Origin of the sequence: Paenibacillus sp. OK003, assembly GCF_900109515.1 — a bacterium.
In the GTDB taxonomy this organism is placed as follows: Bacteria; Bacillota; Bacilli; order Paenibacillales; family Paenibacillaceae; genus Paenibacillus; species Paenibacillus marchantiae.
Genome location: NZ_FOBD01000004.1, coordinates 1 through 21,052, shown reverse-complemented (window position 1 = coordinate 21,052; position 21,052 = coordinate 1). Strand labels below are relative to the sequence as shown.

Annotated in this window: 18 protein-coding genes, 9 tRNA genes and 2 rRNA genes; 3 read left to right on the top strand and 26 right to left on the bottom strand. The window is 46.6% G+C overall.

Annotated elements, in window-relative coordinates; all coding sequences use genetic code 11:
• Positions 1–119 precede the first annotated feature (119 nt).
• On the top strand, positions 120–1,436 hold the full coding sequence (uraA, locus tag BMW94_RS07160; protein ID WP_090996349.1) for a uracil permease: 1,317 nt from the start codon (positions 120–122) through the stop codon (positions 1,434–1,436).
• A gap of 194 nt (positions 1,437–1,630) precedes the next feature.
• Here the strand turns inward: uraA and BMW94_RS07155 are convergent, their stop codons facing one another.
• The 6 genes from BMW94_RS07155 to BMW94_RS07130 all read right to left on the bottom strand — a co-directional run bounded on the left by BMW94_RS07155 (position 1,631) and on the right by BMW94_RS07130 (position 8,148).
• The gene (locus tag BMW94_RS07155) at positions 1,631–2,143 is read right to left on the bottom strand and encodes an adenine phosphoribosyltransferase (protein WP_024633046.1); all 513 of its coding nucleotides are present in this window, start codon (positions 2,141–2,143) and stop codon (positions 1,631–1,633) included.
• 37 nt (positions 2,144–2,180) lie between these two features.
• Positions 2,181–4,589, bottom strand: coding sequence for a single-stranded-DNA-specific exonuclease RecJ (gene recJ / locus BMW94_RS07150; protein WP_090996346.1), 2,409 nt, complete (start codon positions 4,587–4,589; stop codon positions 2,181–2,183).
• Positions 4,590–4,628: 39 nt separating this feature from the next.
• A complete protein-coding gene (locus BMW94_RS07145; protein ID WP_090996343.1) occupies positions 4,629–5,594 on the bottom strand; it encodes a cation diffusion facilitator family transporter in 966 nt (321 codons plus the stop codon).
• Positions 5,595–5,669: 75 nt separating this feature from the next.
• Positions 5,670–6,578 carry a protein translocase subunit SecF gene (gene secF, locus BMW94_RS07140; protein WP_090996340.1) on the bottom strand — a complete coding sequence of 303 codons (909 nt, stop codon included), beginning with the start codon at positions 6,576–6,578 and terminating at the stop codon, positions 5,670–5,672.
• Entirely contained in the window at positions 6,568–7,818 is a 1,251-nt protein-coding gene (gene secD / locus BMW94_RS07135; protein ID WP_090996337.1) for a protein translocase subunit SecD, read from the bottom strand. The genes secF and secD overlap by 11 nt, the downstream gene beginning before the upstream one ends.
• A gap of 90 nt (positions 7,819–7,908) precedes the next feature.
• Entirely contained in the window at positions 7,909–8,148 is a 240-nt protein-coding gene (locus BMW94_RS07130) for a post-transcriptional regulator (RefSeq protein WP_175383441.1), read from the bottom strand.
• A gap of 223 nt (positions 8,149–8,371) precedes the next feature.
• Between BMW94_RS07130 and spoVB the strand changes: the two genes are divergently transcribed.
• Positions 8,372–9,973: a stage V sporulation protein B gene (gene spoVB, locus BMW94_RS07125; protein WP_090996334.1), complete on the top strand. Its 1,602-nt coding sequence runs from the start codon at positions 8,372–8,374 to the stop codon at positions 9,971–9,973.
• Between the two features lie 3 nt (positions 9,974–9,976).
• On the opposite strand, the gene BMW94_RS07120 is transcribed toward spoVB, so the two are convergent.
• Entirely contained in the window at positions 9,977–10,699 is a 723-nt protein-coding gene (locus tag BMW94_RS07120) for a YetF domain-containing protein (protein ID WP_090997040.1), read from the bottom strand.
• A gap of 222 nt (positions 10,700–10,921) precedes the next feature.
• Here BMW94_RS07120 and BMW94_RS07115 point away from each other — a divergent pair, with 222 nt between their 5' ends.
• Complete coding sequence (locus tag BMW94_RS07115) at positions 10,922–11,314, top strand: TIGR04086 family membrane protein (protein WP_090996331.1); 393 nt, start codon at positions 10,922–10,924, stop codon at positions 11,312–11,314.
• Positions 11,315–11,446: 132 nt separating this feature from the next.
• On the opposite strand, the gene yajC is transcribed toward BMW94_RS07115, so the two are convergent.
• From yajC to BMW94_RS07020, 19 genes are all read right to left on the bottom strand, one after another.
• On the bottom strand, positions 11,447–11,758 hold the full coding sequence (gene yajC, locus BMW94_RS07110) for a preprotein translocase subunit YajC (RefSeq protein ID WP_063567705.1): 312 nt from the start codon (positions 11,756–11,758) through the stop codon (positions 11,447–11,449).
• A 67-nt stretch (positions 11,759–11,825) separates the two neighbouring features.
• Entirely contained in the window at positions 11,826–12,962 is a 1,137-nt protein-coding gene (gene tgt / locus BMW94_RS07105) for a tRNA guanosine(34) transglycosylase Tgt (RefSeq protein WP_064635839.1), read from the bottom strand.
• 45 nt (positions 12,963–13,007) lie between these two features.
• The gene (gene queA, locus BMW94_RS07100; protein ID WP_090996328.1) at positions 13,008–14,036 is read right to left on the bottom strand and encodes a tRNA preQ1(34) S-adenosylmethionine ribosyltransferase-isomerase QueA; all 1,029 of its coding nucleotides are present in this window, start codon (positions 14,034–14,036) and stop codon (positions 13,008–13,010) included.
• Between the two features lie 7 nt (positions 14,037–14,043).
• On the bottom strand, positions 14,044–16,131 hold the full coding sequence (locus BMW94_RS07095) for a SpoIID/LytB domain-containing protein (protein WP_254790179.1): 2,088 nt from the start codon (positions 16,129–16,131) through the stop codon (positions 14,044–14,046).
• 66 nt (positions 16,132–16,197) lie between these two features.
• Positions 16,198–17,208 carry a Holliday junction branch migration DNA helicase RuvB gene (gene ruvB / locus BMW94_RS07090; RefSeq protein WP_053779099.1) on the bottom strand — a complete coding sequence of 337 codons (1,011 nt, stop codon included), beginning with the start codon at positions 17,206–17,208 and terminating at the stop codon, positions 16,198–16,200.
• A 55-nt stretch (positions 17,209–17,263) separates the two neighbouring features.
• Positions 17,264–17,878: a Holliday junction branch migration protein RuvA gene (gene ruvA / locus BMW94_RS07085; protein WP_090996321.1), complete on the bottom strand. Its 615-nt coding sequence runs from the start codon at positions 17,876–17,878 to the stop codon at positions 17,264–17,266.
• Positions 17,875–18,378: a crossover junction endodeoxyribonuclease RuvC gene (ruvC, locus tag BMW94_RS07080; protein ID WP_053779097.1), complete on the bottom strand. Its 504-nt coding sequence runs from the start codon at positions 18,376–18,378 to the stop codon at positions 17,875–17,877. The genes ruvA and ruvC overlap by 4 nt, the downstream gene beginning before the upstream one ends.
• 282 nt (positions 18,379–18,660) lie before the next feature.
• The gene (locus tag BMW94_RS07075) at positions 18,661–19,353 is read right to left on the bottom strand and encodes a BofC C-terminal domain-containing protein (protein WP_175480609.1); all 693 of its coding nucleotides are present in this window, start codon (positions 19,351–19,353) and stop codon (positions 18,661–18,663) included.
• A 240-nt stretch (positions 19,354–19,593) separates the two neighbouring features.
• Positions 19,594–19,667 (bottom strand) — tRNA-Pro (locus BMW94_RS07070).
• A 7-nt stretch (positions 19,668–19,674) separates the two neighbouring features.
• Positions 19,675–19,753 (bottom strand) — tRNA-Leu (locus BMW94_RS07065).
• Positions 19,754–19,767: 14 nt separating this feature from the next.
• Positions 19,768–19,844 (bottom strand) — tRNA-Arg (locus BMW94_RS07060).
• Between the two features lie 6 nt (positions 19,845–19,850).
• Positions 19,851–19,925 (bottom strand) — tRNA-Gly (locus BMW94_RS07055).
• A 138-nt stretch (positions 19,926–20,063) separates the two neighbouring features.
• Positions 20,064–20,141, bottom strand: a tRNA-Asp gene (locus BMW94_RS07050).
• A gap of 27 nt (positions 20,142–20,168) precedes the next feature.
• Positions 20,169–20,242: transfer RNA gene (locus BMW94_RS07045), tRNA-Met, on the bottom strand.
• A 19-nt stretch (positions 20,243–20,261) separates the two neighbouring features.
• Positions 20,262–20,337 (bottom strand) — tRNA-Val (locus tag BMW94_RS07040).
• Between the two features lie 124 nt (positions 20,338–20,461).
• Positions 20,462–20,533, bottom strand: a tRNA-Glu gene (locus tag BMW94_RS07035).
• Positions 20,534–20,537: 4 nt separating this feature from the next.
• Positions 20,538–20,613 (bottom strand) — tRNA-Asn (locus tag BMW94_RS07030).
• A gap of 84 nt (positions 20,614–20,697) precedes the next feature.
• A 5S ribosomal RNA gene (gene rrf, locus BMW94_RS07025) occupies positions 20,698–20,814 on the bottom strand.
• 143 nt (positions 20,815–20,957) lie between these two features.
• A 23S ribosomal RNA gene (locus BMW94_RS07020) occupies positions 20,958–21,052 on the bottom strand; the annotation flags it as partial.

Below are 21,052 nucleotides of genomic sequence, written 5' to 3'. Positions count from 1 at the left end.
TCGATTCGCAAAATAAAAAGGGTTCCGCCATGCTTAGTGGAAAAATGTTATTGCTAAATGAAGAGAAACTCTGTACTATATTGAAGATTTGTGTTTCGGAAAAAGGAGATGAACATTCATTGCAACGTGAAATTCAGGTTAATCAAAAAATGCCGCTTGGCTCAGGATCGCTGCTGAGTCTCCAGCATTTGTTCGCCATGTTTGGCAGCACGGTACTTGTGCCGAACCTGTTCGGTGTCGATCCAAGTATGATCTTGCTTATGAACGGTATTGGAACATTGTTGTACATACTCATGTGTAAAGGAAAAATCCCGGCCTATCTTGGATCAAGCTTTGCTTTTATTGCACCTGTTTCTTCCGTGTTACTCGCACACCCTGATAACGGATACTCCATGGCACTTGGAGCATTCATCGTAACGGGAGTTGTTTTCTGCATTGTAGCTCTGATCATCAAATACGCGGGCACAGGCTGGATTAACGTGGTATTCCCGCCAGCGGTTATGGGTGCGATTGTTGCCCTGATCGGTCTTGAGCTTGTACCTGTTGCAGCGCAAATGGCTGGTCTGATCAATTCAAACCCTGCTGAGAATCCCGACTGGATACCTCAAGCCAAACCGATTATTTTAGCCCTAGTTACTCTTGGTATCACTGTTATTGGTGCAGTAACCTTCCGTGGATTCCCCAAGATCATTCATATTCTAATCGGGATTGTATCCGGTTACGTGCTTGGATACTTTATGGGTGAGGTAAAAACCGAGAACATAGCGAACGCTGACTTTATCTCGCTGCCTACATTAACAACACCGACATTTGACTGGTCTGTCATCTTCACCATTTTGCCTGTGGCACTCGTTGTCATTGTTGAGCACATCGGACATCTGCTTGTTACGAGCAGCATTGTGGGCAAAGATCTGTCCAAGGACCCGGGTCTGCATCGCTCCCTGCTCGGAAACGGCGTTTCAACTATTCTTTCCGGTTTTGTAGGATCCACTCCGAATACTACTTATGGTGAGAATATTGGGGTTATGGCTCTGACCCGGGTTTACTCGACGTATGTTATTGGCGGCGCAGCCGTTATCGCGATCGTGCTTTCGTTCTCAGGTACGTTCTCGGCACTTATAGCTAACATTCCCGTTCCGGTTATGGGTGGTGTCTCTTTGCTTCTGTTCGGAGTTATTGCGGCATCCGGTTTGCGTATTTTGGTCGAACAGAAAGTGGATTTTGCCAAACCAACCAACCTGTTATTAACTACTCTTGTACTCGTCATCGGACTCAGTGGTACGGAGATCACGTTTTATGGTATTCATCTCAAGGGAATGGCTCTGGCAACCATCGTCGGAATTCTGCTGAGCTTGTTGTTTAAATTATTTGAAGTACTGGGTTGGTCGAATGATCAAACGGAGAAACAGCCTTTAACCGAGAAAACTCCAGATTGATTTCTTGCAGACTGGTCTGAACGAACAATGTTTATTCATTCTTCATCTTATACATCGTACAACGCAAAAAGCCTGCTCTCTCACCTTTACGGGTTGAGGGACAGGCTTTTTTGCAAATAGTTAATGCTGTATATTATTTCCCGGGAAACGGGAGATCCAGTTCACGTGATTTAACAGCAATGAATGCCGGAATTCTAGTAGTTCATCAATGTAAATACATCAATTCCCGGCAATTTTGCACGTCCATTCAAATCAGACAGCTCAATGAGGAATGCTGCCCCTACAATCTTGCCACCCAATTGTTCAATCAGGTTAATGGAGGTAGCAATCGTTCCGCCTGTCGCGAGCAGATCATCCGCAATCAGGACATTTTGTCCTTTTTCGATCGCATCTGTATGCATAGCAAGCGTATCTTTGCCATATTCAAGATCATAACCGACTTCGATCGTCTCTCCAGGCAATTTACCGCTTTTACGGATCGGAGCAAAACCTACACCCAAAGCGTACGCCAGTGGAGCGCCCACAACGAATCCACGTGCTTCAGGTCCGGCAATAACGTCAATTTTGAGATCTGAAACCATTACTTTCAGCTCATTGATCGCCTTGCGGTACATTTCTCCATCCTTCAACAATGTCGTAATGTCTTTGAAGCTGATTCCCGGTTGTGGAAAGTCAGGAATGACACGAATATAATCTTTAAAATCCAAAATAATCTCCTCCTAAAATAAATAGCACAACTTCTATCTAAGATACGCCCTTCATCCGGGATATCATCCATTGTGTCAGTTGAGGGGTCGATGCATCCAGCATCACCTGCTCTGTCTCGGCCATACTCTCCAGCGCCTGGTAATGACGCGAAGCGGTTAGCTCACGCTTGGGTGGGTTATCCACAAACACAATCTTTCCATTTTCTCGGGTAATGAACGATAACTCCTCAAAAACATCCAACATCATGGTAATCATACGCGGCGAGCAGCCACACTGACGACTGAGCACAGGAGTGATCTCTTGTTCCTCCACCGGTTCAGCTCTCCATTTGGATACCAGCATATAAATACGCTTGAAGAGTTCTCTGGAAGGCATCTGAAGGCGATCTCGGCGGTTGCCTGATCCGTGCAGAAGGATGATATTCTCGGCTCCGCTGAATAAAGCCAGCATTGCATCAAGTTGTTCCGGGGTTTCCGGCGTATCAAACACAAATAACGTCCGGACCTGTTCCTGCCCATAATGCTGCGCGGCAGCATTGCACGGAAATAACCCGACCTTTCTATCATATACCCAAAGGCACGGTTCATACAATGAATTTCCCTCGGAAACATTCGTTTCTTTCCGAACGATGGCACCAATAGAACCTGACTTGTATCGTAAATGTATTTCAAGCGAACTTAAGAACTGCTTCATCGCGTTCAAAGGCTCCGTACTGCCTCGCAAATCAAAAACTTGCGCATGTGGGACCTGAATGTCCTGCAGCATCAATTGTGGTTTCTTCAGCCCGTTCCACTCATTAACGGACAACTCGCCCATGACATCAATGATAGAGCCTGGAGGCAGAAACTCAGCTAATGCTCCTTTGCCAAAAGCGACCGTCTCCAGTTGCTGACCATCCTGCTCCAAAACCAGTTTCAGATGACGCTTTTCGCGTCCCATCGTCCGTGTTTCTTTTACAGTCACATTGCGCAGTACAAAACGAGGAGAAGGATTACTCATGCCAAATGGCTGGAGTCTGTCGATCTCTTGAATGACTTGCAGTGGCACATCACTGATTCTGCACTCGTCATCCGCAAGACGATGGGGAACAAAGTCCTCCTCCGTCAGCACGGATGCAGCAAACTCATTCAGTCCAGCTTCCAGCTCTTTAAGCTGATCGCGATGAAGGCTCATGCCTGCTGCAGCCGGGTGACCCCCATAATGGTCCATCGTGTGTTTGCAAGCCGTTAATGCTTCATAGATGTCCAGCCCCTCTATGGAGCGTGCTGAGCCTTTACAAGCGCCGCTCTCCGGGTCAATGCCCAGGATAAGCGTTGGCCGATAATACCGTTCAAGTAACTTGGAAGCCACGATACCTACAACCCCTACATTCCAGCCTTCTCCAGCTAAAACGATGACATCCGGCACTGCTCGGGAATTAAGCTGGATTTTCTGCTCCAACTGGGCTGTCGCTTCCAGAAGTATGCCCTCAACAACCTGTTGCCTTTCACGATTCAGCAAGTCCAGTTGGCCTGCCAGAGTGTGTGCCTCATCCAGATCCTCGGTTGTAAGCAGCGATACGGCTCGGCCGGCATGATCCAGACGTCCGCTTGCATTAATACGCGGAGCCATGGCAAAGGCAATATTGATTGAGGTGACCTGAGTTTGATCCACACCACTAATTTCAAGCAGAGCACTTACACCAGGCAGACGTGTACCTCGCATGGACTCAACACCATAACTGACGATAACCCGGTTCTCGCCTTCCAAAGGCATCAAATCGGCAACCGTACCAATAGCGGCAATTTCCATCCATTCTCCAGGCACTTCTCCGATCAATGCCTGAGCCAGCTTCAACGCTACACCCGCACCAGCTAACCCTTTAAAAGGATAAGGACAGTCCGGAAGCTTGGGATTAATGAGCGTATAGGCCTCAGGCAAAACTTCAGGTGGTTCATGGTGATCCGTCACAATGACTTCCATTCCCAGTGTTGCAGCATAAGCAATCTGCTCTACAGCACTGATTCCAGTATCTACCGTAATCACCAGCGTGACTCCTTGTTGATGAGCCCAATCCAAGGCATGATTGTGTAATCCGTAGCCTTCATTGGAACGATGAGGGATATAGATATCATAAGAAGCACCGAGATAACGCATCAGATGGATCATCAGGGATGTACTGGATACACCATCCGCGTCGTAGTCCCCATATATTAAAATATGTTCTTCACGCTCAATGGCCTGCTGGATTCGGGGTACAGCTTCTTTCATGCCCCGAAGCAGATAAGGATCATGCATTTGATTCAGATCAGGATGAAGAAATTGTTCTGCCTCTGATTCATTATGAACCCCCCGACTGACCAGCAAACGTCCAACAAGTGATGAAACGGAAAGCGCCTGCGAGAGTCCCGCAGCCGCCTCCAGATCGATATTCGGTGTGTTCCACCGGTATTGCGAATAAAGCAATGATAACGCTCCTTTCCTGATCTACTGGACCAAGCTTCATTACTGAATTAATGTCGCTTCAGGATCTGGCAGTTCATGATTGGATTTATAAGGATATCCAGGATCATAAGGTACAGCCTGGATCTGTACTTCTTTCACATGACTGAAACGAGTTAAGAGAAGTGTCTTCGCCCGATTGGAAATCTCTTGTGCCTCGAGCACGGAAATTCTAGGGTTCACACTAATGACCAGTTCAATCGTAACATCATGTTCCTGTTCACGTGCTACCAGATGTTCAATCGTAATAATGCCATATACACGCTGCACCGTCTCTTTGAAGTCAAGTGCTTCTTCCTGTTCCAGTTCCTGAACAAGTGAACCATATACGGTATCCACAATCATTCTGTAGCCTTTGTGAAGCACAAAGCAGGAAGCTATCAATGCAGCTGCGGGGTCCATGTATCGAAGAACGCTCCACCCCATCGTTTCTCCTGTCATGGAACCTACAATACCGACCAAGACGATAAGTGAACAGTAGAGTGCCCGACGATGTTGCTGTGCATAAGCCAGAGCCTGCGATTGATTTCGTTTACGGAAATATCGGTATTGATATTGAAAGATTGCTTCCTTCACAGCCAGTGCTGCAAAAGCTACAACAAGTGCATGGGTATACTTATCTAGCGATTCTGGTTCCTCTCCAGATAGACTACCCAAAGCCGAGATCGCGATCTGCAAGCCTCCCATAAGGATGAGTACAGATAATAATACCGAAATTCCAGGTCTCGCGATACGTGAATGTTCCTTTGACCGCTCCCTACGAGCCTTTGTTTTTGTTTGTACAGACTTCGAGGGAAAGAGGCCGGACAATGAAGAAGCAGCTTCTGAAGCAGAGTGCAGGCCGTCTGCAAGCAGCGATTTGCTGTTTGCCATATAACCGAACCCAGCCTTGATTACTGCAAGTGTCAAATTCCCGGCGATCCCGCTCCACGTGGCAGCGTGAACAGAAGGGAAACGTTCTCTGGTCATGGCGATGCCCCCCCTTAATACTCTACCTAAAGTTGCAAAACCGCGCCTAGCAGACGCGGCTTGACAATACAATGTTTAGTTAGATGCTTTGACAGCTGCTTTAGGTTTCTCTGTTTGTTTACCTTTGAGTACCAGCCACAATGGAGCGGCGATGTAGATCGAAGAATATGCACCGAACAATGTTCCGATGACCATAGCCAGTGAGAACATGCGAATGGATTCTCCACCAAAAATAAACAAGCAGAGCGAAGCGACAAACACGGTGAATGTTGTATTCAGGGAACGTGTCATCGTTTGCGCCAAACTGCGGTTGACTACTTCACGCAAATCGGCTTTCGAAGTCTTTTTAGCAAAACGCATATTCTCACGAATCCGGTCGAAGATAACGATTGTATCATTGATCGAGAATCCGACAATGGTCAGTACAGCCGTGATGAAGGTCAGATTCACTTCCAATCGGAAGATCGAGAACACACTAATCACTACAAATGCATCATGGAAGAGCGCAATGACAGCAGCCAAACCAAACCGCCATTCAAATCGGATGGCTACATAGATCATAATCCCGATACTTGCGATGAGAACCGCGTATATGGCATTGCGTTCAAGTTCCTTAGCCATCTCCGGGTCAACCGTGTTGACTTCATAAGAAGCGGTTGAATCCAGCTTGGTGAACTCTTGCTTAAACTTGCTTTCCTGATTTTCATCCAGTACGTTCGAGAAACGAACGTTAACCCGATCAGCACCAGGTGTAATATGAACATCCTTGGTGTCAACACCTAGGTCACTGACGATGGGCTTAATTTGTTCTGCGGTGATTGCTTTAGACACTGTAATATCCACATTTGAACCTGAACGGAAATCAACCGCATAATTCAATCCCAGAGCCAAAATACTGATGATCCCTGCAATCGTCAAAATGATGGAAAAGGCATAGGCAATTTTACTGCCTTTAATATAATCAAAATTCCAATTAAAGCGCACGAATTTCACTCTCCTTCACTCCGAAGTACTTAGGCTTCTTCAATACGTTAGCCCGCACAAGCAGGGTCAACAGGAAGCGGGAGAAGAAAATATTCGTGATAATGCTGGTCACGATATCAAAAATCAGTACCAGTGCGAAACCTTTAACCGCACCTGTACCCATGAAGAACATAACTGCTGCAGCAATGATGGTTGTAATGTTAGAGTCAATAATTGTACGGAACGAACTTTTACCACCCGCTCTTACCGAAGACAATATCGACTTACCACTGCGCATTTCTTCCTTGATCCGCTCGTACGTGATGATGTTAGCATCCACGGCCATCCCTATACCCAGGATAAAGGCCGCGATCCCCGGAAGGGTAAGTACGAATTCTCCCATATAGAAGATTGCAAGTACAAGCCACGTATGTGTAATCAGGGCAAAGCTCGCAATAATCCCAGGAATACGGTACAAACCAATCATGAACACCAGGATAATGACGGAACCAATTAATCCCGCTTTAATCGTCTGGTCCAGAGATAGTTTACCAAGCGTTGCACCCACGCTTTGAGAGTACTTCTCTGTCAGTTTCAGCGGCAACGCACCCAAATTAATGGTATCGCGAAGCTGATTGGCTTCCTCACGTGAGTAGTTACCCGTGATTTGCGCAGAGCCGTCACTCAGCTGCTGTTTAACTTCTGGTGCTGAAAGCAACTGATCATCCAAATAGATGGCAAGAAGTTGTCCAACCAAACGTTTAGTAATTTCAGAAAATTTGGCTTTATCCTTCACTTTAATGTCGATCATCGGCTCATTCAAACTTGTAAAAACAACCTTGGCCCCATTCTCGACAAAATCATTTCCGCGAAGCTCGATCTTGGAGTATTCTCCTTCCTTGTCATTCGGAGCTTTACTCCGGAAGGTCAGAACAGCAGGTTCTTTCATTTTGGCTCTAACCTCGGCCTCGTCGGTAACCCCGGCCAGCTTCAATCGAATCCGGTTGGTTCCCTCCGTAGTTACTTCCGGCTCGCTTGTTCCGAGCGCATTGGCACGGCTCTCCAGACTTTTTGCTGTTTGCACCAAAGATGCTTTGGTGACTTGTTGTCCTTGTTCCAGTGGCTCTGCTTCATATAAGATCTCGTAGCCTCCTTTTAAATCAAGGCCCAAGCGTATATTTTTGAGCAGCCCTGGACTTGTGCCCAACATTACTCCTGCGGTCACAAGCACGACCAAAATGAAACTGACGATTCTTTTCATGCCGTTCCTAGATCCCCTTTCGTTCTCAATATTCCCATTATAGCGATGCCGTAAAAAGCAGTCAATTTCCAACAAAAAAGATCCCTTTCGCTAGAAAGAGGACCCCCGGTATGCAGACACGGTCATAAAGTTCATAAAGCTTGTTGCTTTCAGTGACAATATGTCGTTCACCAGTTGGTGAAGCGGTGGAATGCCCTGCTTTTCATATTTATGACTGATGCAATTCCAGACATCTTTGCTGGTGACATATTCGTAACCGACAAGCCTTAGCTCCTCTGCTTTGCTACGGCAGAGCATCTCTATAGACTGTTCCAACTCCACATCATTCATTTCTTCCAACGGGGAGCCTCCCTTCATACATCCAAGCCTTTATGCGGCATCAATATTACATCATTCGACTTTACCCGATCATATTCCTTCTTGCTGGTGATGGATCTTTTTGTTAATCGTGTCCAAGTTGTCATGAGAAGATATTGGACTGGCATAGGATGAAGAACGACGGCTTTGTCCCGTTTATGAATACCTGTACTCCAACCGGGAAAGAGGGGTAGTCTTGAAGAAACAAACATTTATCCAGGGAGCCATGATCCTGCTCGCCGCAGGCATTATTAATCGGATTCTCGGGTTCATCCCGCGCATTGTGCTACCACGGGTTATCGGTGCAGAAGGTGTTGGCATCTACCAACTGAGCTATCCTTTTTTCATCGTACTCGTCACATTAATTACTGGCGGTATTCCATTGGCTGTAGCCAAACTCGTAGCCGAAGCGGATACAGGTGCCAACCGTTATTCACCCCAACGGATTTTGCAAATCAGCCTGAGCTTCACACTGACTCTTGGCGTTGTGTTTATGTTTTTGTGTATTATCTTCGCCCCATGGGTCACCCGTTATGTTCTGACCGATGAGAGGGTCTATCACACGTTTGTCAGCATGAGCCCTATGATTGCCATCATCGCCGTATCTGCAGTCTACAGAGGTTATTTCCAGGGAAAGCAAAACATGATGCCTACGGCTGTCTCATCAATCGTAGAAACGGTCATTCGCATTATCTGTGTGATCTGGTTTTCCTGGCTGCTCTTGCCCCGAGGAATTGCTCAAGCTGCTGCAGGAGCCATGCTGGGAGCACTTGTTGGTGAATTCATCGGTATGCTCGTATTATTGTGGAACTATGCCAGACAGAAGAAATATATGGATCAACATCTGCCCATACTCGAATCTCCAATCGAACCCATACCTGCTATTTCAAAAAACTCAACCGGCTCAGAACCTGGACTTCTTCGTCGTTTACTCGCGATTTCCGTACCTGTAACTGCCGGGCGGTTAGTTGGTTCCCTCTCCTATCTCGCTGAGACGATTGTAACCGCACAGAGTCTGGCTATTGCAGGTATCTCCAAAGGGCTCGCCACGGCCCAGTATGGTGCATTACAAGGCATGATTATACCACTACTTCTACTACCGGGAGCATTAACGTCCTCGTTAGCCACGTCACTTGTCCCTTCATTGTCTGAGGCCTCTGCTCAAGGTGACCGTGCGCTCATTCATAAACGGATGCATCAGGCGCTGCGGCTAGCACTTGTCACAGGGGCTCCATTTTCTGTTTTTATGTATGTGCTTGCCGAACCGATGTGTCTTGTTCTGTATAATGATGCATCGATTGGAAGCATGCTTAAGCTTATGGCTCCTTTTGCTTTGTTTATCTACATTCAAGCTCCTCTTCAAGCTGCTCTTCAGGCACTTGATCGTCCAGGAAAAGCACTGCTCAATACATTTATTGGTGCTGTCATTAAAATTACGTTGATTTTGGTGCTCGCCTCCCGGCCGGAATACGGCATTTTTGGAGCGGTGATTGCCATTTGTGTCAATTCAACGGTCGTGACTCTTTTACATGCAAGAAGTGTGCGCAGCCTGTTACAGTTCCGTTTCAAGATGATGGATTGGGTCAAAACAGGCACTGGTATGCTCATCATGGGCGCCGCTACTTTGGTCATTTATGAACAGACCGTATCCTTACTTCCATTTTGGCTCAGAATGCTTCTCGCGTCCCTTGTTGGTCTGATCGTTTATTTCATGGTTATGGGCTGGACCAAAATGATTGATTTTCACGATCTTTCCCGTGCGCCTATTATCGGTTCCTGGTTTAAACGCCGTTCTTAGACATCAATTATCCTTATCATCTTTGGAACTTACATAAACTTTCCCGTTATGATCGATAGAACAGATAAACACGTCTTTGAAGTCCATAATCCCTTTGTGCTGAATCTGATTTTTAAGCCAAAATCTCGTTTTCTGAATCAGTTCAAGGTTCTGATCCTGAACTTTGCCATCCATGATCAATGGCAATGGCAGCCCTTCATATTTGATATTTTCAAATCCATCTATTTTGTTCTTCCGCCCTTTTGGTTTGGAATTAGATCCGGTGGAACCAGAGCCTGATGAGCCGCTGTTGCCGCCTGAAGAAATTTGGCCTTTCGGAAAAACAGTCAGCTTGCCTGTGGTCTCCAATATGGCGAAGTCTACTTCACCAATGCTGTCTATATTCTGTTCACGAAGTTGCTGCAGCAAATCGTCCAGATTGTAACGCTGCTTGCGCATCTCATCTCGATGCAATTTACCTTTGGAGATTAACACCGTTGGCTTGCCATCAATCATCAGCCGCAACTTCCGGCTCTTGAGACTGAGAAAAGCTATGGCAATCTGCACGACCAGGACTGTTAGCATCGGTACAATACCATGGAATAACGGCTTATTGATATCTTCAATGACAAATGCCGCAATTTCTGCAAGCATGATGGATACGACCAGATCAAACATGGACAGCTTCCCGATCTCACGTTTACCCATTATGCGAATAGAAGCGTAGACAATGAAGTACATGAGCATGGTTCGAAAGATATGTGCTCCGACATCTGAGAAATTCACAGCAGGGTTCCTCCTTCGGATCTGAATTTTATACAGGTACCTGAAGCGTAATCCCTATTTTGACCTGAAGCTTACATGCTCATGCAAATATAATCCGTTCATTTAATGGAAAATTCAGTTCATAAGTCCGAAGGCTTGACCATACACTGTATTAATTTCAAACTTGTACAAGGGGGTCGCTTCATGCAGTTGATTCGCCGAATGGTTTCATTTCGAATGTCAAACCCGATTCTTTCGGGCCTCTGTCATGCTTTTGTGTGGATGATGTTGGGCGCACTGGTTCTGTCCTTCTTTCTCTGGATGACTGGAATGCGGGAACAGGATCTTTCCCTGTATACGTACGTTGTTCATGGCTTGTCCTTGCTGGTTGGTGGTTTCGTATCTGGCAAGAGGTCAGGTGAGCGAGGCTGGTACCACGGAGGTATTACCGGAATCGTCTACGGATTAATTGTATTGCTGATTGGGTTTCTGGCACTCGACGCTTCGTTCAATTGGAAAGACAGTCTGCAGCTTGCAAGTGCATTTCTGATTTCTGCACTAGGCGGTATATTTGGAGTCAACACACGAAGATCATAGAAGATCGGGGTGTAACGGTTATTTTGGAAAAAGAAAAAGAGAACCGGGTCTCCATGAGATCCAGTTCTCTGATAATGAAGAATACGCTGCAAACGTACTCATAGCCTTACAGGCTTTTTGAACATCTATGATTTATTCAGCCGTTTCACGAGCAACTGCACTGCTAATCGCATTACGATCGAATGTCAGTTTAGTTACATCGTTAACACGCAATACAACCACATCATCCGTGATTTCAGCAATTGTTCCGTGAAGACCGCCAATTGTAACAATTTTATCGCCTTTTTTCAATTGACCTAACATCGAATTACGTTGCTTTTGTTTTTTGTTCTGTGGACGAATCATCAAGAAGTAAAAAATTGCAACCATGAGTACCAAAGGTACAATCAAAGATACAATTCCACCGCCAGCATTAGCGGTTGTAGCTGGTAATGCTTGGAACATTCAAACTCCCCCTTATCGACTATACGTACAGATAATGCTTGTTACTTTCGGTTCCGCAAAAACCTGATCAGAAACCTTTGTCATTGTCATGAAGACCATATTGATCGAAAAATTCATCCCGGAAATCAAGCAAACGATCTTCCATTATGGCTTTACGCACATTGCGCATCAAATTCTGCAAGAAATGAAGATTGTGGATGGTCGTCAAACGTAAGCCAAACGTTTCATCCGCTTTGATTAAATGACGCAAATAGGCTCTTGAATAGTTACGACAAGTATAGCAATCACATTCAGGGTCTAGTGGCCCAAAATCAGTTGCAAACTTGGCATTACGAACTACCAGACGTCCTTGGCTGGTCATCGTTGTTCCGTTACGGGCAATTCGGGTAGGTAGAACACAATCGAACATGTCGACTCCGCGAATCGATCCCTCAATCAATGCATCGGGTGAACCTACCCCCATTAAATAGCGTGGTTTATTGGACGGCAACAAAGGAATTGTGTAATCCAATACACCATACATCAAATGTTTCGGTTCTCCAACACTCAGTCCACCAATAGCATAACCCGGGAAATCCATGGAAGTCAAATCTGCCGCGCTCTGGCGACGAAGATCTTCATGCATGCCTCCCTGTACGATGGCAAACAGCCCTTGATCATTCGGACGAGCATGACTTTCCAGACAACGTTCTGCCCAGCGGCTCGTTCTTTCAAGTGATTTTTTTACATATTCATACTCAGCCGGATACGGCGGACATTCATCAAATGCCATCATAATATCGGAGCCCAGTGCATTCTGGATTTCCATTGCCACTTCAGGCGAAAGGAATTTTTTATCTCCGTTTAGATGGGAGCGGAAGTTAACGCCTTCCTCCGTGATTTTGCGCATCTCACTCAGAGAAAACACTTGGAACCCGCCACTGTCAGTCAAAATCGGGCGATCCCAGTTCATAAATTTGTGCAGGCCGCCTGCCTGACGAATAATTTCATGTCCGGGTCTCAGAAACAGATGGTACGTGTTGCTCAAAATGATCTGTGCATCCATCTCTTTCAGCTCTTCGGGACTCATCGTCTTCACCGTCGCCTGTGTTCCTACAGGCATGAAGGTTGGTGTCTCAATAATACCGTGAGGTGTATGTACACGTCCCAAACGAGCTCCGGATTGTTTACAGGTTTTGATATGTTCATACGTAATTGCTGCCATTGGTTTTAATCATCCTCTAAAAATTAATCGTAATACATTCATATCTTAATAAATCAACATGGCATCGCCAAAGCTGAAGAAACGGTATTGTTCTTTAATTGCTTCCTCATATGCATGCATGATTTGTTCTCTACCCGCAAGCGCACTGACCAGCATGACCAACGTGGATTTGGGGAGATGGAAATTCGTAAGCATCCCGTCGATCACTTTGAACGTATATCCCGGATAGATAAAGATTTTGGTCCAGCCGCTGCTTTCTTGCAACTGCCCGTCTTCAAACTTGCTGCCTACCGTTTCAAGTGTACGACAACTTGTCGTTCCTACAGCAAATATACGGTTGCCACGTTTTTTCGTTTCATTAATCAAATCCGCCGTCTCTTGAGACAAAGAGTAATATTCCTCATGCATGACATGCTCTTCTACATTGTCAACCGACATGGGCCGAAATGTTCCGAGTCCAACGTGAAGCGTGATGAAAGCAACATTAACCCCTTTATCCCGAATCCGGTTTAGCAGTTCTTCTGTAAAATGTAATCCTGCTGTCGGTGCAGCGGCTGATCCTTCATGTTTCGCATATACCGTTTGATACCTTTCACGGTCATCCAGCGTCTCTCTGATATAAGGAGGCAGCGGCATTTCACCCAGACGATCCAGAATCTCTTGAAAGATTCCATCATAGGAGAAAGTAAGCAAACGAGCACCCATTTCGCCTTCTTCATCAATGACCGCCCTGAGCTCGTCACTAAAAACGATGACCGAACCAGCTTTCAGCTTCTTGCCCGGTTTAACCAAAGCTTCCCAACGATCGCCCTCCACGTTTTTGAGCAGGAGTACTTCAGCCTTTGCCCCCGTGTCCTCTTTGGTTCCGAACAAACGGGCTGGAAGAACACGTGTATCATTCAACACCAGTGTATCTCCAGGCTGAAGGAAGTCGATAATATCAGGGAACGTGTGATGGTTAACCTCACCGCTCTCCTTGTTTAAGGTAAGCAACCGGGACGCCGTGCGATCAAGCAGTGGCGTCTGTGCAATCAATTGCTCCGGCAATTCAAAATCATATAAGTTCACATTCATATTCAATTCATTCCTTAACAATAGTCGCATTTTGATAATAGTGTTTCAATATTGCCTGGTAATCATACCCTTCATCTGCCATGCCTTTGGCACCCCATTGGGACAAGCCCAATCCATGCCCATTACCCTGACCGATGATCATGAAGCTCTGGCCCTGAGTTACAGCTCGGGCTTGACCATCACCACTCATAACCACAAGAGCATTACTGGATGAAGTTCCTGTGCCTGAGACAGATAGTACAGCAGCACCCTGTGAGCCGGTTTTGCTTGCTGTCTTGCCGTCAGCGCCTAATACAGTATAACTTCCGGTCCCTGCAATATCAAATAAAGTACTCGGTAATCCACCTAAAGCAGAGCGGTATGTATCTGCATATTTTACCGTCATGGGCTGGCCGTTGGCTGTAACTTCAACCGCTCTTCCTGATGGCCCACGTTTGGTCACTTCGAGCGTTGAGATCGAGGATGGAACAGTAGAAGTCGTTTTACCCTGCAAAGATTTGACCAACTGGGCTGACGTAAACGGTCCTCTTACCCAAGCATAATCATTGGATTGCGGCACTTTGGCCAGAACAACAGCCTCGTTGCCTGGATTCATTTTCGCTACCGGATCAACATTGGATTGAATTAGCGGAACGGGACGTACATTGGTGTTTTGGGCAGTAACCGTCACTTTGGCTAAACCCGCATCCGTTTTGGTCGTTAATTCTTTTACATTATCCTCGCGGATATAGCCGCTGACTCCTGTACTCAACAGCACATGATACCAGGTTTGCAATCCAGCTTGAGCCGATGTATCTCCATGGCTATCCACATTACTGAATACATCCCCTCCTCCGTTCCATACTTCGGATGGATGTGCAGTCTGTCCCCCCGCATTGGAAGAGAATACAGCTTCCACAATTTTACCGCCGCTCTTGATGACTTCTCCAGAGGTAGCGTCAACCGCACTGGAGACTTTATCATTCTCTGAACCCATTCCGTTGTATGCCTGACTGAGCGTGGTATCCACAACGTTGGCAATTTTAAAACGATCTCCCTGTTGAAGCGCATAAGAGCGTGCAGCGACAGCCTGTACTTTCAGCGCTTCTGCTGGCCAGGAGGAATACACTTCTGCACCAACAACAGAATATAAATATTGCTCCAGTGGAACTACATTAACCAAAGCCAAATCGCCGCTTACAATGCTAATTTCCATGTCACCGCGATACGTCCGCCCGGAACGTTCCACCACTTTGATTCCACTGCCGTCTCCTTGCACAAAAGCTTTGGCTTCACTGCCAGCAATGGTGTAATGCGGGGCTGTTTTAAGAGTATCTGTGCTTAACCCGGCATCCTGGCGGATGATAAGCGCAGCACTGTTACTGTTCACCGGAGATAGGCTTACTCCTGGAACACTGGCTTCCACATTCTTTTTGAATGCAGACAGATCAGCATCTGATGCGGCTTCTCCCACCCATACGGCATACCCTTGACTCCCTCCATCCAGTTGAAGCACTGTATAGGAACTAACTCCTGCTGATGAAAGGGATGCTTGTGCAGCTTCTGCCTCTTGGAGAGAACTGTAGACTCCTGCAGACAGACGCTTGCTGCCCGTCACCGCTGGTTTTTGTCCACCCAATTGGGCTGCAGCCACTTTTTGTACACGTGCTACCGCTTGTCCGGCCAACGCTTCTGTTGCATAGTTTCCTGTGTAGAGCTGATAGGTCGCTTTACCATTCAGAGACGTTGTAAACAACAACGGTTTATCACTAGTGGCCTGCAACAATTTTGCGGCTGCTGCTGCCGTTTTGAAATCCCCTGTTTCCAACACTTTGACACGGAATCCATCTGCACTGAAACGGATTTGTCCTGCTGGCAGAGTTATACTTGCCCCGCTTTCCGAACCGATATTCCATTTTCCATTCGACTCAAGCGTAATCAGTGGTGTAGTCGATTTATACGTACTTCCCAGATTTGCAAACATGGCTACCCGGATCATCTGCCCATCACCTTCAGCGGCATAAACCGGCACTTGCAGGCATCCTACCGTCAACAGAGCTGCGGCCAACACCTTCAAACGCCGACTCCACTTCTTTGTTTGTATTGCTTTCACGATCAGTCTCCTCTCCATGTTTGTCCCAAGTTGTATATTAAAATGAATCTCATTGATATATCATCACAATTATTTGGCGTCTCTCGGTGGAACTGGCAAACCCAGATGATGATAGGCCAGGTCCGTTACAATTCTGCCCCTCGGTGTGCGTTGAAGCATGCCAATCTGCAATAGATACGGCTCGTAGACATCCTCTATGGTCTGACTCTCCTCACCAATCGTAGCGGCAATCGTATCCAGACCCACAGGGCCTCCCCGGAAACTGTTAATCATTGATTTGAGCATCTTGTGATCGATCTCGTCCAGACCACGCGGATCAATCTGAAGACGTTGCAGTGCTTCTTCCGCCAGAGCCTGTGTGATAATACCATCACCCCGTACCTGGGCAAAGTCACGCACCCTTTTTAGCAATCGATTGGCAATCCTCGGTGTCCCACGGGAGCGCAATGCGATCTCTTCTGCGGCATTACCAACAATCTCAACCCCTAGAATCTCTGAGGCCCGTGAGACGATGTAGGCCAGCTCATCCACCGTGTAGAACTCAAGCCGACTGATAACACCAAATCGGTCTCTGAGAGGCGCAGACAGCAAGCCTGCACGGGTTGTAGCACCAATCAGCGTAAAGGATGGCAGATCAAGACGTACGGAGCGGGCACTTGGGCCTTTTCCGATCATGATATCCAGTGCGAAGTCTTCCATGGCGGGATACATCACTTCTTCTACCGTCCGATGAAGGCGATGAATCTCATCAATAAACAGGACATCCCCTTCTTGCAGGTTTGTAAGCAATGCAGCCAGATCACCTGGGCGTTCAATCGCCGGTCCCGATGTTGTGCGCAAGTTAACACCCAATTCATTGGCAATGATATTGGCAAGTGTTGTTTTACCCAGTCCAGGCGGGCCATATAACAACACATGATCGAGCGCCTCATTGCGCATCTTGGCGGCTTCAATGTATATTTTCAAATTCTCCTTGACCTGGTTCTGCCCGATATATTCATTCAAATACCGGGGACGAAGGCTAAGCTCCACAGCTTGATCCTCCATCATCAGGTTCGCGGAAATAATCCGGTCATCCATGTTCATCCCTACCTTTTTTATGCGGCTTACTGCTCTATTATAGAGGCAAAATTAATTATCCCGTAAACAGCATTTGCAGTGCCCGTTTCATCAACACATCAACAGAATCGGCCGAAGTGACATCTTTCTTCAGTTTGAGCCATACTTTATCCAGTTCACTGTCAGTATAACCCAGCGCCTTAAGACCTTCACGAGCCTCATCCCAGGCCGAGCCGCTTCCTGCTTCTTCCGAAGGAGGGGCAAACAAACCTGTTGCATACGTAGCAGCACCGAAACCATCCAATTTGTCCTTAAGATCCAGTATCATACGCTGCGCTGTTTTCTTACCAATCCCCGGCAGTTTGGTCAGGAACGTCAAATTCTCTTGATAAATGGCAGTCACGACATGGTCCGGCGTACCGCCAGCGAGTATACCCAGAGCAACTTTGGGTCCAATACCTGATACCTCGATCAGCTTGCGAAATAACTTCTGTTCATCCCGAGTAGCAAAGCCAAACAGCAACATCGCATCCTCACGTACATGGTGATGGGTATACACCATAATTTCGCCTTCTTGCTTCGCAAATGCAAAAGGATTAGGACAGAACACACGATAACCAACCCCATGCACATCAAGCACAATATATTCATTCTCCAGATGTACGAACTGTCCTCTTAGGAAATCAATCATTTTCGCAGTACCTCATTCAACTTGGAATTTAATGTATAAGAGTGTGCATGACACACGGCTACAGCCAAAGCATCTGCTACGTCATCCGGCTTCGGAATCACCTGTAAACGCAAAAACATTTTCACCATCTCCTGCACTTGCCGCTTCTCTGCTTTTCCGTATCCAACAATCGCCTGCTTAATCTGCATCGGCGTATATTCGGCAATAGGCAGTCCCTTCTGGGCAGCAGCCAGTACCATAACACCTCTAGCCTGACTTACAGACATCGCTGTTGTGACGTTACGATTGAAAAAAAGTTTCTCCAGTGCTACCGCGTCCGGTTTATATTTATCAATCAGCTGTACCATGCCCTCATATACATGAAGCAGTCGTTCCTCTTCAGGGGTATGAGCTTCTGTCTGAATACAGCCATATTGTACAGGTGTTACCTTACTGCCGATTTTATCCACAAAACCAAAACCGACAATTGCAATCCCCGGGTCAATTCCCAAAAAACGCAAATCCATCTCTCCCTTACAAAAGCGAACATATGTATCGTTCATTTCATTATAACAAAAGATAGACCCTACGGCAGGAAAAACTTTGTCCTTCCATATACTCGCTTCAATTCGTGAATACCTTCCTATATTCAGATGTATCGGTCATGGAACGACAAAAAGGACATCTTTCGATGCCCCTCGGTTCACTTGGTATGTTCTATAATCTTTGAATGTCCTTCGACCAGGCACTTCTCTTCTACGCCATGTTAAAAAATACATTCAGTGCGGATCAGCCTGTTCTTTTTATCCGCCATTACGGATTTCTTTATTGGCCTCATCCACCGCATAATCGCTGAACGTAGAGATTACACTGTCATACTCATCCTTGTCCTGGATACGGATACCCTGCTGTAATTGCTCCAACACACCTTCAGGCAATGATGTCTCCAACGTGCCTACGTCCATTTGAAAAAAAGTACGGATGACTTTCTCTTCTGTGGGCCGTCCTTCATAAAGATTGAGATTACCCACAGCATCTATGCTAATATACGCCTGCTCTTTACATAATGGAGAAAGATCATCCACATGCTGCTTAATGCGTAACACTTCTGCCGATTCAACCTGAGCATCCCAATCCGGATGTTGAACAAGCAGCATCTTCAATTGGGGAATCGCCATCTTTCCCAATTGTTCCGTCTCTACCCCACAAATATATTGCGTCTCTAATACAACGCTCGTTAAACGATCCGGATCAGACCCGAGTTGTTCCATCAAAGTCTGAATTTTTTGCTCAGACCTTTGTTCACTCGCTGCAGGTCCCATTACAGATACAGCCTCACTGAAATTTGTCGTTAATAAACGCTCGACCGCAGAAGAAATCGGCAAACCACTGTAAGCCAGTATAGCTACGGCAACCAACGCTGCAGTCATCCACACTGTTCGCTTCCACCGACGCCAGCGTCTCTTAAATTGTTTTTTGAAGTTAAACGTGTTCACATGAACCCCTTCTATCACTTTTTAAACCTATTGTGACCGAAAGAACTGGGGTTTATGCAAAATTAACCTAAGGCACCAGCAATACTTTGCGCTTGAGCGCAAATAAGATGAAAGCTACATTTATTCCTTATTAAACGTTGTCATGAATTAAGAGGTTATGATTGCTTAAAACACAATCAACTTTTAGACATAAATAAAAATACGGACTATCTATAAATAGATAATCCGTATTTTTTGAGATCGGGATGACACGATTTGAACATGCGACCCCCTGGTCCCAAACCAGGTGCTCTACCAAGCTGAGCTACATCCCGTTATATATACCGGCGAGAGGACTCGAACCTCCACGGTTTCCCACTCGATTTTGAGTCGAGCGCGTCTGCCATTCCGCCACGCCGGCGTATGAAGTTGTAATGGCGCGCCCTGAGAGATTCGAACTCCCGGCCTTTTGATTCGTAGTCAAACGCTCTATCCAGCTGAGCTAAGGGCGCAAATATTGGAGCGGAAGACGGGAATCGAACCCGCGACCCTCGCCTTGGCAAGGCGATGCTCTACCGCTGAGCCACTTCCGCATACGGTATTAATAAATATAAAAATGGCGGAACCGACGGGATACTCTCACTTCGTTCGAGACTGCGAAGCTTATGCTCTCGAAGTGATTGCTCCGACGAACCCAAAAACGGATTCTCATCCCTGAAGCAAAATCAAGATGGCGGAACCGACGGGATTCGAACCCGCGATCTCCTGCGTGACAGGCAGGCATGTTAGGCCAACTACACCACGGTTCCAGATCACTTTCTCAAAGGAAAGTATAATTGCGGGGGCAGGATTTGAACCTGCGGCCTTCGGGTTATGAGCCCGACGAGCTACCGGGCTGCTCCACCCCGCGTCGTTATTCAAAAATGATATGGTGGAGGCTGAGGGGATCGAACCCCCGACCCTCTGCTTGTAAGGCAGATGCTCTCCCAGCTGAGCTAAGCCTCCATATATATGACCCGTAGGGGATACTCTCACTTCGTTCGAGACTGCGAAGCAACTGCTAACGAAGTTTATCCTCCGACGAACCTTTGGGATTCTCATCCCTCTTTCAAGCTAATAAATATAGCAATGACCCGTAGGGGATTCGAACCCCTGTTACCTCCGTGAAAGGGAGGTGTCTTAACCCCTTGACCAACGGGCCTTAATGGCTCCCCGAACAGGGCTCGAACCTGTGACAACTCGATTAACAGTCGAGTGCTCTACCAACTGAGCTATCAGGGAATACTAAGCATCTGCAGTGCAAATGCAATTCATCGTACGAGGCTAACATGCAGAGCCTGTTTTCTATGTAGGATGAAAGAGTTCGCTTGGCGGCGTCCTACTCTCCCAGGACCCTGCGGTCCAAGTACCATCGGCGCTAGAGGGCTTAACGGTCGTGTTCGGGATGGGTACGTGTGGAACCCCTCCGCCATCGCCACCAAACGCGATTTGTCGAAGCATAGCTTCTTGAAATCATTGTAGAACTGAAAATCATACACACATTCCGTGATGTACCGATTTTCATTTCAGAGATTATTCTCTGAAAACTAGATCCGAAACGAAATTCGCGATTTATAACCTGCATATTGGATAAGCCCTCGACCGATTAGTACTGGTCAGCTCCATGCATTGCTGCACTTCCACCCCCAGCCTATCTACCTCGTCGTCTTCAAGGGGTCTT

What these genes read in the sequence shown, in the direction of transcription:
- BMW94_RS07145 (WP_090996343.1), bottom strand. Translation starts at nt 5,594, where the DNA reads ATGACCAGAGAACGTTTCCCTTCTGTTCACGCTGCCACGTGGAGCGGG.
- secD (WP_090996337.1), bottom strand. Translation starts at nt 7,818, where the DNA reads ATGAAAAGAATCGTCAGTTTCATTTTGGTCGTGCTTGTGACCGCAGGA.
- BMW94_RS07130 (WP_175383441.1), bottom strand. Translation starts at nt 8,148, where the DNA reads ATGAATGATGTGGAGTTGGAACAGTCTATAGAGATGCTCTGCCGTAGC.
- BMW94_RS07120 (WP_090997040.1), bottom strand. Translation starts at nt 10,699, where the DNA reads ATGCTCATGTACTTCATTGTCTACGCTTCTATTCGCATAATGGGTAAA.
- BMW94_RS07115 (WP_090996331.1), top strand. Translation starts at nt 10,922, where the DNA reads ATGCAGTTGATTCGCCGAATGGTTTCATTTCGAATGTCAAACCCGATT.
- yajC (WP_063567705.1), bottom strand. Translation starts at nt 11,758, where the DNA reads ATGTTCCAAGCATTACCAGCTACAACCGCTAATGCTGGCGGTGGAATT.
- tgt (WP_064635839.1), bottom strand. Translation starts at nt 12,962, where the DNA reads ATGGCAGCAATTACGTATGAACATATCAAAACCTGTAAACAATCCGGA.
- queA (WP_090996328.1), bottom strand. Translation starts at nt 14,036, where the DNA reads ATGAATGTGAACTTATATGATTTTGAATTGCCGGAGCAATTGATTGCA.
- ruvB (WP_053779099.1), bottom strand. Translation starts at nt 17,208, where the DNA reads ATGGATGACCGGATTATTTCCGCGAACCTGATGATGGAGGATCAAGCT.
- ruvA (WP_090996321.1), bottom strand. Translation starts at nt 17,878, where the DNA reads ATGATTGATTTCCTAAGAGGACAGTTCGTACATCTGGAGAATGAATAT.